Genomic DNA, 11,456 nt, shown 5'->3' with positions numbered 1-11,456 from the left:
CATCGCCACAACAATTAATGTGGCAGCCGACATCCATTCGTAAGAAGCAATCGCTAATCCTATCGCAAACCCTGAACCACTCATCCCGATAAAATGTTCTGCTGAAATATTAGAAGCAATTAATGAGGCTCCAATAGCCCACCAGGTAAGCGAACCTTCGGCTAGAAAATAATCGTTAGAACTGGTTACTGCATTTTTCTTGCTTCGGTAAATGTACATCCCGTAGGCTGTAACAATAACAAAGTAGATTAAAAAAACAATATAATCTGCGGGTTGTAATACATTCATAATTGAGTTGGTTTGATTTATTTTTGGTTAATAGATAATACTAAAGGTATCTACACAAAAATAGAATCTAAACGAAATTCGAATATGGATAATTTGTGCTAATACATGGATTTTTTTATTGTCTTAATAAAAAAATCCATAAATAAAAACATTGTAACTAAATAAATTAACTAAAAAACATTTTTTAACGAAGAAGCTTTTCTTATAATGAGCCGTTGGATGAACTATTAAAAATGTGAGTTCAAAAGTTTTTTATATTGTTAAATAGAACAAAAATAGATTTATTAATTTTCTTTTTTGCTTGATCAAAAAAGAAATAAAAAAATCAAGTCTTGCACTTCTTCGTCGGTCAAATTAGTTTTCGAATACTAAAAGAAAATAACTCGTCCCGAAGCATCGGGACTCAAACAGATTTTCTTTTTACGCATTCTTCAAACATTTGACACTCGACTGCTGAAGTTAAGGACAAACGAATTTTTATCATCAAGAACTGAATTACACACAATAGATAAATTAAAAAAGAGCATTGAATCTAAAATCCAATGCTCTTTTTAAAAAATATATTCAGTATCTCTTATTTTGAATAAGCTACAGCAACTTGTTTACTTGAACCTAAACCTTCAATACCTAATTCGATAACATCACCTGCTTTTATAAAAATAGGATCTGGTTTAATTCCTAAACCAACTCCCGGAGGCGTTCCTGTACTAATGATATCACCAGGAAGTAAAGTCATAAACTGACTTAAATAATGCACTAAAAATGGAATTTTAAATACTAAGTTAGAAGTATTACTGTTTTGAAATTTTTTACCATTTACAGACAACCACATTGACAAATTGTTTACATCAGCAATTTCATCCTGAGTAGCTAAAACAGGTCCAAGAGGTGCGAAAGTATCACAACCTTTTCCTTTTGCCCATTGTCCGCCCATTTCAATTTGGAAAGCTCTCTCACTGTAATCGTTTAACAAAGCATATCCGGCAACATAATCTAAAGCTTCAGCTTCTTCTACATAACTTGCTTTTTTACCCACTACAAAAGCCAATTCAACTTCCCAATCCGTTTTTTCACTTCCTTTAGGGATAATCACATTGTCATTTGGTCCACATAAAGAAGTAGTCGATTTAAAGAAAATAATAGGCTCAGTTGGAATTGGAGCACCAGTTTCATGACAGTGATCTACATAATTTAAACCAATGCAAATAATTTTTGAAGGTCGTGCAACCGGAGAACCCAAACGAATATCATCAGCAACCTGAGGGAAAGAAGTGCCGCTTTCAATAGCTGCTTTTAATTTTTCTAAGCCATTATTCTCAAAAAAAGATTCGTTGTAATCCGTTACAATTGAAGAAACATCATATCTTTTTTCTCCCACTAAAATCCCTGGTTTTTCGCCGCCTTCTGCTCCAAAACGTATTAATTTCATTTCTTTATATTTTTTTAAAAGTTACTAAGTTACTGAGTTTCTAAGTTTCTAAGTTTTTTTTTAAACTTATTACTTAATAGCTTAGATTCTTAGCCTTTTCTTAGTTTCAATCTTAGAAACTTAGCAGCTTAGAATCTTAGCAACTCTTTTTTAATTATTTAATTTGATAAATCCTCCATCAATTGGATAATCCGATCCTGTGATAAAACCAGCTTCATCGCTTGCTAAGAACAATGCTAAAGTAGCAATTTCTTCTGGTTTCCCCATTCTTCCAATAGGTTGTGATTTTGATAATTTATCAAATATTTCAGCCTCATTTCCTGGATAATTTTTCGAAATAAATCCATCTACAAATGGCGTATGTACACGCGCCGGAGAAATAGAGTTCGAACGAATATTCTCGTTGATATAATCTTTAGCCACAGATAATGACATTGCCATCACTGCTCCTTTAGCTGTAGAATAAGCAAAACGATCAGGTATTCCTACCCATGAAGCAATCGAAGCCATATTAACAATCGATCCACCACCCGACTTACGGAATTGCGGAATCGAAGCGTGCAAACAGTTATATACTCCTTTTACGTTCACATCCATAATTCGGTCAAAATCAGCTTCAGCAGTCGTATCTACCTTACCTACATGAGCAATTCCGGCATTATTCACTAAAATATGAATGTTACCAATTTTTTCGAAAGTTGCTACTACTTCATCGTGTTTTGCAACGTTACAAGCATGAGCAACAACTTTTCCACCTTCGGCAACAATTTCGTCAACCGTAGATTGTGCACTTTCGGCAGTTAATTCTATAATATGAACCTCAGCTCCTTGCTTAGCAAATAAAACTGAAATGGCTTTTCCTATTCCGCTTCCACCACCAGTTATAATTGCTTTTTTATCTTTTAATGAGAACATTTAAATTGTAGTATTAAATTATTAAAAATGATATTTTGTTTAAAAGGACAAATTTATAAATAAACGCTTCGTTTTCAAGAGATAAAATAGTCTTAATTTATTAAAGTCTTCCCAAAAAAAAGATTTCAATTATTTACTGCATTCAATCCAGTACTATTTTAATTATCAAACGATTAGTATTCCGGTTTTACCAAAACACAAAAGAATAAAGGTACTATGCCATATAACCATATAATAATTCGATTTTATCCTTATCTAATTATTAATTATCTTTGAAAACTGATGAAACTAGAAAAAACAAAAATATCATCCTATCTCAATAGCGCCATTTCTGTGCTCTCAAGAGAAGAACCTTTCTTTCAGGCTCCTTTTCATTCTCATCCTGAGTTAGAGTTGGTCTATGTAAAAGAAAGTTTTGGGAAACGCATTATTGGTAATTCTGTTGCTAATTTCGAGTCGGGCGACTTGGTATTTCTGGGTTCCGATATTCCGCACGTTTGGTTGAATGACGAAATTTACTATCACAATAATAAACTAAAGGCAAAAGCCATTGTAGTTTATTTCAATAAAGATATTTTTGGGCCCGCTTTTTATGAATTAAAAGAAGCTCAAAAAATCAATACTCTTTTTGAAAAAGCAAAAAAAGGACTTTCAATTACCGGGAAAACGAATAAACTGATCGCTAAAAAATTAGAAAAACTAGTTGCCAAACAAGATTTTGAAGTTATCATTGGACTTTTTGAAATTCTATCACTACTTTCAGCCACTACAGATTTCGACTTTATAAATAACGAAACCTACACTCCTACTAACGATTCTTTCAAAAAAGACCGTCTTTCTGATGTCTATCAATATGTAAAAGAGAATTACAAAAAAGAGATTTCGCTGGATGAAGTGGCTCAGATTGCTAATTTGACTCCAACCTCTTTTTGCAGAATGTTCAAATCAAAAACCAAAAAGAATTTTATTGAATACTTGAATGAAATCCGAATTTCAAATGCCTGTAAACTCCTTATTGAAACCGATATGAGTGTCTCAGAAATAGCCTATGAATGCGGATACAAAACCGTTTCTAATTTCAACAAACTCTTCAAGAAAAACACAGCAAACACACCTAAAGAATACCAAAACAAAATTGCCCGTTAAAATTAAGTTTAAATTCATCAAAATTAATTTCCCCAAACCCTAAAGGGAGTAATTCTGATGAATTTTCAAGAAATTTTCCATCCTTTTAAGATTTCACTTCTAAAATAATTTTAAACAGCCTCTAGTTAAACGCATAAACAGCATTAAAACCTCCATAATAATTTCCTGGATTTCCTGGATAATAATATCTGGCTGGCGTACTGCCAAAACCTACTGCATTAGGTAAAATACTGGCTGCATATTTTTCATTCAAAGCATTTTGGATTCCCAAATTGATTTCCATTTTTACTTTTTTAAGAATATAAAAACCATATCCTGCTTTCACGTCTAATAGTTCATATCCCGCAGTTTCTTTCGAATTAGCATCATCAAGATACATCTTACCCGTTAATCGATAAGAAGCGTTGAAACTCAACCCCATGGCGCTAACCAAATCAAATCCAAAATTAAATTGAGTATCAGGCATAGCTGGCAGCATTTTCCCTGAATAATCAGTATCGTTATCTACAAAATCTTTAAATTCAAAACGATTGATTGTTGCCGAAAAATAAGGATTCAGCTGGATATTCGAATTGGGTTGAAACTTGTAATTCAATAAAAATTCTAATCCCTGATGCGAACTTTCGCCAGCATTAATCCCTACATACTGATCTTCGGCAACGCGGCGGGCCACTAATAAATTATTAATTTGAGTGGAATATAAAATCATTTCTGTATAAAGCTTTTTTTCGAAAAAATTAGCCTTAAAACCTATTTCATAATTAATCCCTTTTTCCGATTGTAAATCGGTATTAATTTGTCCTTCGGGAGTTAATGTTTCAGCAACTGAAGGAATCGAAAAACCTTTACTCAACGAAACATATACATTTTTCGAATCATCTATTTTATACGAAAGCCCAAATCTGGGAGACCAAACAGAAGCAAAAGTATATTTCTCTTTCGAATTTTCATCAGCTAAAAAAATATCCTGCTGGTTGTAATGAGTCGTGTTAAATGCCAGCCCAGATTCTAAATTTAACTTATTCGAAAGTTGGGTTTCCATTTGTATAAACCCATTCCAATAGCCTCTTTTTTGTTCCATCTCACTAAATCGCTCATCCTGAACACTGCCTTGTCCAGGATACGATTGATATAAATTTCTAAAAAGCGAGAAATCATAATTTTCAGTCATAAATTCAGTTCCAAAGCTGATTGTATTAGGCAACGAAAACAAAGAAGCTTTATAATTTACTTTGGCTCTAAAGCCCAGCATATTTGTTTTTTCTTCTAAAATATCAAAAGGACGTGGCTCATAAGCCTTTTTCAAATTCGAAAAAAGACTAACATCCGCCGACCAACTTTTTGAAAACTGGTGTTCAAATCCAATTCCCACCATCAATTTATCATAGGATTCAAATCCTTGAGCAGCCAACCAGGTAGCCGCCGCCGACTTAGGGTTTATATTGAAAGTAGTTTCGCTTATCGAACTCGGAATAAAAGCTTTCAATCGGGTGGCAATTCCAAAAAAGGAAAGCGTAGATTTTTCAGAAATCTTTTGTTTTCCAAATAGATTTAATGACTGTCGGTCATAATCACTATTCTCCCGATAACCCTCTTGCTGTAAATTACTATAGTTGACAAAAAGACTGGATTGTGAATCGCTGTAACCGGCAGACAAAATTTGTTTTATTAGACCAAAACTGCCAAAAGTAGTGGCTGTTTTAGCAAAAGAAGTTTCTGTATCCAATTGCTTTGCCCTCAAACTGATAACACCTCCTAATCCAGCACCAAAGCTAGTAGAATTAGGCCCTTTTATAATTTCGATTCCTCCCAAAACTTCTAAATCAATATCTTCCAGTGTGGTATCTCCTTCGACACTAGAAAGAGGAATTCCTTCAAAATAGGCTTTAATCTTACTGGTTCCGTATTGTGTTCTCGCTCCAATTCCCCGAATGGTAATTCTATTGGTATTCAAAGCCCCTTGCTGCATAAAAATACCCGGAATTTTATTGAGAACAGGAGTCAAAATTACGCCATCAGCCTGATTGATTTCTTTTTCGGTAATAATGGAAACAGCAGCTGCAGTTTGCTGTATTGAATTTCGAATAGGAGTATTCATTATTTCTAATTCCGATAACGAAATGGTGTCTTTTTTTACTTGCCCAAAAAGAATACTACAAGAAAATAAAAGAAGAACAAAAATGAACTTAGAATGTTTTTTTGATTTTAGTATCATTACTATTATTTAAAATGGAGTGTTTCTCAAAAGTATTCTTTTATTCGAATCATTTTAGATAAAAACGTAATTTGTTATAAAATTTAAAACCATTAAGTTAAGTTTAATAAGTCCTTATACGGATCAATGCTAAATGTTGTGGAGAAACATAAAAATACGTTCTAATTATTTTTATCGCAGAGAGCGCAAAGATTTTCATCTAAGAATGTGCTTCTAAAAGCACAAAGTTCGCAAAGCTAAGGCTAAAAAACTTAGCGCTCTCTGCGGTAATTTTTTTCCAACTCCACAGTTTTTTGTATTAATCCCTTATACTCCATTTTTTTAATTTCTTATATGGTAAAAAAACGCATAAAAAAACTCCAGATTGCTCTGGAGTTTTATATTTCGAAAATAGAAAGTCTATTTTATCATTTCAATTTTTTGTACTTCTTCTTCGTTAATACTATCGAAGAACCCTTGTTCATTCATCCAGTCATCGCTGAAAACTTTACTCATATATCGAGAACCGTGATCAGGGAAAATGGCAATTACATTACTGTTAGCGTCAAACTCACCTTCTTCTGCATATTGTTTTATGGCTTGCAAAACTGCTCCTGAAGTATAACCTACAAACAAACCTTCTTTTCTGGTTATTTCTCTTGCTGAATGCGCACTTTCTTCGTCAGTTACTTTCATGAATTTATCAATCACATCAAAATCAGTAGCCGATGGAATTAAGTTTTTACCTAAACCTTCAATTCTGTAAGGATAAATTTCCTCCGTATCAAACTCTCTTGTTTCGTGGTATTTTTTCAATACTGAACCAAAAGCATCTACACCCAGAACTTTAATATTCGGATTTTGTTCTTTTAAAAACTTAGCCGTTCCTGAGATTGTTCCTCCAGTTCCACTACAAGCAACAAGATGCGTAATTTTACCGTTAGTTTGTTTCCAGATTTCAGGACCAGTTGTGTTGTAATGTGCATCAATATTCAATTGGTTAAAATACTGATTGATATAAACTGAACCTTTAGTTTCTTCATGCAATCTCTTAGCAACACTGTAGTAAGAACGCTCATCATCAGCAGAAACGTGTGCCGGACACACATACACTTTTGCTCCTAAACTACGAAGCATGTCTATTTTATCTTTGGATGATTTAGAACTTACCGCCAGTATGCAGCTATATCCTTTTATAATACTTACCATAGCTAAACTAAAACCAGTATTACCTGATGTAGTCTCTATTATAGTATCGCCAGGAGATAATATACCTTTTTTTTCTGCTTCTTCAATAATGTATAAAGCAATCCTATCTTTTGAGGAATGTCCCGGATTAAAAGCTTCTACCTTAGCATAGAAATTACCTTCTAAATGTTCGGTTACTTTGTTTATCTTGATAAGAGGTGTATTTCCTATCAGTTCTAAAACATTATTATAAGCATTTATTTCTTCTTTCATAAAAAAATAGTTAATCAAGATTAAGTTTTATTTAACCTGGATACGCAGCAAATTTAACAAAAAAAAACTAATTACTTTTTAATTTTTTCTAAATCTAGTAAAAAACTAAATTCTTTCGCTAATTCTTTTAGTGCTTCAAACCTTCCGGAAGCACCTCCATGACCTGCATCCATGTTAGTATCCAAATACAAAACGGTATTATCTGTTTTATATTCTCTTAGCTTAGCAACCCATTTAGCTGGTTCCCAATACTGTACTTGCGAATCATGCAATCCTGTAGAAACATACATATTAGGATACTGTTGTTTTTTGACATTATCATAAGGGGAATACGATCGCATGTATTGATAGTATTTTTTAACATTTGGATTTCCCCATTCATCGTATTCTCCAGTGGTTAACGGAATAGTATCGTCTAACATTGTAGTTATTACATCTACAAAAGGAACCTGAGCGATAACTCCGTTATACAACTCTGGAGCTTCATTTATAATCACTCCCATCAACAATCCACCTGCCGAACCTCCTTCGGCATACAAATGTGCCGCTGAAGTGTATTTTCGCTCAATCAAATCTCTAGAACAATCAATAAAATCAGTAAAAGTATTTTTCTTTTGAAGCAATTTTCCGTCTTCATACCATTGTCTTCCTAAGTCTTCTCCACCGCGAATGTGTGCAATAGCATAAATAAATCCTCTGTCTAACAACGACAAACGTGTGGATGAAAAATGAGCATCCATAGAATGTCCATAAGATCCGTAAGCATAAAGCAATAAAGGATTTTTTCCGTCTTTTTTCAACTCTTTGCGGTACACCATCGAAATTGGAATTTTAGTTCCATCTTTGGCGGTAGCCCAAACTCTTTTTTCGGTATAATTATTTTTATCGAATTTCCCTCCTAAGACCTCTTGTTCTTTCTTAACGTCCTTTTCTTTAGTACGCATATTAAAATCAATCACCGATGATGGTGTTGCCATAGATTGATAACAATAACGCAAAATTTCGGTTTCAAAATCAACATTTGTCGATGTGTAAGCGGTGTACGTTTCGCTTCCAAAAGGCAAGTAATATTCTTGGCTTCCATCCCAGGACATAATTCGGATTTTATTCAAACCGCCTGTACGTTCTTCCAGAACTAAATAGTTAGCAAAAATTTCAATATCTTCCAATAAAACATCTTCACGATGCCCAATAATTTCCACCCAATTTTCTGCCGAAGTAGCCTCCTCATGGGTTTTCATCAATTTAAAATTCTCCGCATCATCTTTATTCGTCAGAATATAAAAACTGTCTTTATAATGGTTAATGCTGTATTCTACGCCTCTTTTTCGTTTTTGGAAAATTTTAAATTTTCCATCAGGATTGTCGGCATTCAAGATTCTATATTCGGTAGTTAACGTACTTCCCGATTCTATCGCTAAATATTTTCTGGATTTTGACTTGGATACATCAACACTAAAAGTGTCGTCTTTTTCAAAATAAACCAATACATCGTCTTCTTGTTTTGTACCTAGTTTGTGCTTGAAAATTTTATCCGAACGCAAGGTTACCTCATCCTGACTCGAATAAAATATCGTTCTATTATCATTAGCCCAAACTGCCGAACCCGTTACTTTATCAATTTTATCTTCAAGAACTTCACCCGTTTCTAAATTCTTAACCTGAATGTTATAAATGCGTCTTCCAATAACGTCTGTACTAAAAATAGCCAGTTTATTATCAGGACTAATAGCCATTCCGCCTAGTTTAAAATACGCCTGACCTTCAGCCAAAACATTACAATCAAAAAGAATTTCTTCCGGAGCGGTAAGGCTTCCTTTTTTTCGGGAATAAATGGGATAATTTTTGGCTTTTTCAAATCGGGTAATGTAATAATAGCCATTGTATAAATAAGGAACCGACTCGTCTTGCTCTTTAATTCTCGCTTTCATTTCCTCAAACAATTCCTTTTGGAAATCCTGCGTATGAGCTGTCATTTGTTGGTAGTAGTCATTTTCCTTGTTTAGATAATCAATAACTTCCGGATTTTCCCGGTTATTTAACCAGAAATAATTATCGATTCGTACATCTCCAAACTTTTCTAATTCAGTAGGTATAATTTTAGCAACAGGCGGTTGTGATTTTTCTATCATGGAGTAATTCTTGCTTTTTTTTGTAATAGCTGGCACAAAAGTAGGCGAAACAACCTCTAGTACGAGCACCTTTTTCATCAATTTTAACATTGTAATCAGCGTAAAAATAGTAATTTCGTAAACTAATTATTAAAAAAAGTAAAAATGGATTTAATGGGAATGATGGGTAAATTAAAAGAAACCCAAAATAAAATTGAAGAAACAAAAAAACGTCTGGATACTGTTCTTGTTGACGAACAAAGTACTGATGGTTTATTGAAAGTAACGATTACTGCCAATAGAAAAATAAAATCCATCACTATTGCGGATGAATTATTAGAAGACAAAGAACAACTAGAAGATTATATTATTTTAGTAATCAATAAAGCCATCGAAAAAGCAACTAAAGTAAACGAAGCGGAACTGGATGCGGTTGCCAAAATGGATATGCCAATGATTCCTGGAATGGATAATTTGTTTAAGTAAAAAAGATGGAAGTGGGAAGTTTTTGCTAATGTTATTTAATTCAACCCTTTTAAACTATCACTTTTAGGATTTTAAATAATTAAAAGGCTTTAGCAAAATAAGAAAAGCTGGAAGTGGGGAGTTAGAAGTTTTTGATAATACTATTTAATTAAACCCTTTTTTAAGAATATCACTTTGAGTATTCAAAATAAAAAAATGCTTTAGCAAAATAAAATTGTCTTTTATTTGCTAAAGCATTTTTTACATTCTTAAATTTTAAAACAGGCTGAAGCCCATTGCTATTGAAATTATAAATAAAAATGAATTGCTACTTATTTCGCAGCAAACGAAAAACTTCTAACTCCCCACTCCCATCTTCCAGCTCTAAAACCTACATCTTCGATAAAGTCTCAATTACATAAGTATGCATTACCTCACGATAATCTAAATGCGTTACCATGCGTAGTTTTCGATTACCAATGGCACTAATTGAGATATTTTTTTGTTTTAATTTTTCAATCAAAACTTCGTCTTTGTATTCAGGAACTAAAGAAAAAATCAAAATATTGGTTTCTACAGGTTCTATTGTGGCTACCCAACTTTTCTTTTTCAAAACATTAGCTAGTTCTTTAGCACGTCGGTGATCTTCTGTTAATAATTTAATATTGTTTTCTAAAGCATAAATCGCCGCTGAAGCCAAATATCCAGACTGACGCATGGCACCTCCCAGTACTTTTCTGATTCGCAAAGCACGCTGAATGGTCTTTTTGTCGCCTAATAAAACTGATCCCACTGGCGCTCCCAATCCTTTTGAAAAACAAACCGAAATAGTATCAAATAATTTCCCAAAATCTTTCGGACTTTGTCTTTTGGCTACCAAAGCATTCCAAATTCTAGCGCCATCTAAGTGCAATTTCAAATTATTAGCCTCGCAAACTGCTTTTATTTTTTCTATTTCCTCCATTTCATAACAAGCACCGCCACCAATATTAGTAGTGTTTTCCAAACAAACCAAACTCGTTAACGGACTGTGGTAAAAATCTGGTTTGTTAATCGCTCCAGCCACTTGTTCCGCTGTAATCATGCCACGATTTCCTTCTAGCAAACAGCAGGAAACGCCGCTATTAAAAGAAACTCCTCCTGCTTCAAAATGAAAAATATGCGAATATTTATCGGCTATTAATTGTTCGCCTGGTTGAGTATGCAGTTTGATTGCAGTTTGATTTGCCATCGTACCCGAAGGAAAAAACAAACCCGCTTCCATCCCAAAAATGGCTGCCACTCTATCCTCAAGTTCAATAACTGTTGGGTCTTCTTTGTAAACATCATCACCTACTTCGGCATTAAACATATACTGAAGCATTTCGTAGGACGGTTTTGTTACCGTATCGCTAACTAAATTTATTTGCATTTTTATATTTTTTATAGAGATACATTGGCTGTAGCC

General features: G+C 33.6%; 9 protein-coding genes. 2 read left to right on the top strand and 7 right to left on the bottom strand.

The features are described 5' to 3' along the window. The 3 genes from AAGV33_RS09325 to AAGV33_RS09315 all read right to left on the bottom strand — a co-directional run. Window positions 1-288 (bottom strand): sodium:solute symporter family transporter (locus tag AAGV33_RS09325; protein ID WP_413785698.1); only part of this gene is annotated, 288 nt, incomplete at its 3' end. A 574-nt stretch (window positions 289-862) separates the two neighbouring features. Beyond that, window positions 863-1,717 carry a fumarylacetoacetate hydrolase family protein gene (locus AAGV33_RS09320; protein WP_373391703.1) on the bottom strand — a complete coding sequence of 285 codons (855 nt, stop codon included), beginning with the start codon at window positions 1,715-1,717 and terminating at the stop codon, window positions 863-865. Window positions 1,718-1,867: 150 nt separating this feature from the next. Further along, window positions 1,868-2,632 carry an SDR family NAD(P)-dependent oxidoreductase gene (locus tag AAGV33_RS09315; RefSeq protein WP_373391702.1) on the bottom strand — a complete coding sequence of 255 codons (765 nt, stop codon included), beginning with the start codon at window positions 2,630-2,632 and terminating at the stop codon, window positions 1,868-1,870. 282 nt (window positions 2,633-2,914) lie between these two features. Between AAGV33_RS09315 and AAGV33_RS09310 the strand changes: the two genes are divergently transcribed. Further along, the gene (locus AAGV33_RS09310) at window positions 2,915-3,778 is read left to right on the top strand and encodes an AraC family transcriptional regulator (RefSeq protein WP_373391701.1); all 864 of its coding nucleotides are present in this window, start codon (window positions 2,915-2,917) and stop codon (window positions 3,776-3,778) included. Window positions 3,779-3,899: 121 nt separating this feature from the next. On the opposite strand, the gene AAGV33_RS09305 is transcribed toward AAGV33_RS09310, so the two are convergent. The 3 genes from AAGV33_RS09305 to AAGV33_RS09295 all read right to left on the bottom strand — a co-directional run bounded on the left by AAGV33_RS09305 (window position 3,900) and on the right by AAGV33_RS09295 (window position 9,565). Continuing rightward, window positions 3,900-5,993 carry a TonB-dependent receptor family protein gene (locus AAGV33_RS09305; protein ID WP_373391700.1) on the bottom strand — a complete coding sequence of 698 codons (2,094 nt, stop codon included), beginning with the start codon at window positions 5,991-5,993 and terminating at the stop codon, window positions 3,900-3,902. Window positions 5,994-6,392: 399 nt separating this feature from the next. After that, window positions 6,393-7,433, bottom strand: coding sequence for a PLP-dependent cysteine synthase family protein (locus tag AAGV33_RS09300; RefSeq protein ID WP_373391699.1), 1,041 nt, complete (start codon window positions 7,431-7,433; stop codon window positions 6,393-6,395). A 71-nt stretch (window positions 7,434-7,504) separates the two neighbouring features. Beyond that, window positions 7,505-9,565, bottom strand: coding sequence for a S9 family peptidase (locus AAGV33_RS09295; RefSeq protein ID WP_373391706.1), 2,061 nt, complete (start codon window positions 9,563-9,565; stop codon window positions 7,505-7,507). 144 nt (window positions 9,566-9,709) lie between these two features. Between AAGV33_RS09295 and AAGV33_RS09290 the strand changes: the two genes are divergently transcribed. Further along, on the top strand, window positions 9,710-10,030 hold the full coding sequence (locus AAGV33_RS09290; protein WP_373391698.1) for a YbaB/EbfC family nucleoid-associated protein: 321 nt from the start codon (window positions 9,710-9,712) through the stop codon (window positions 10,028-10,030). Window positions 10,031-10,400: 370 nt separating this feature from the next. On the opposite strand, the gene AAGV33_RS09285 is transcribed toward AAGV33_RS09290, so the two are convergent. Further along, window positions 10,401-11,420 (bottom strand): threonine aldolase family protein, encoded by a 1,020-nt coding sequence (locus AAGV33_RS09285; protein WP_373391697.1) that lies wholly within the window; start codon window positions 11,418-11,420, stop codon window positions 10,401-10,403. Between the last annotated feature and the right edge of the window lie 36 nt (window positions 11,421-11,456).

Origin of the sequence: Flavobacterium magnesitis (genome assembly GCF_041729735.1) — a bacterium.
GTDB classification, from domain to species: Bacteria; Bacteroidota; Bacteroidia; order Flavobacteriales; family Flavobacteriaceae; genus Flavobacterium; species Flavobacterium magnesitis.
The sequence above is the reverse complement of the archived record's forward strand: the minus strand, read 5'-3'. Positions and strand labels throughout refer to the sequence as shown.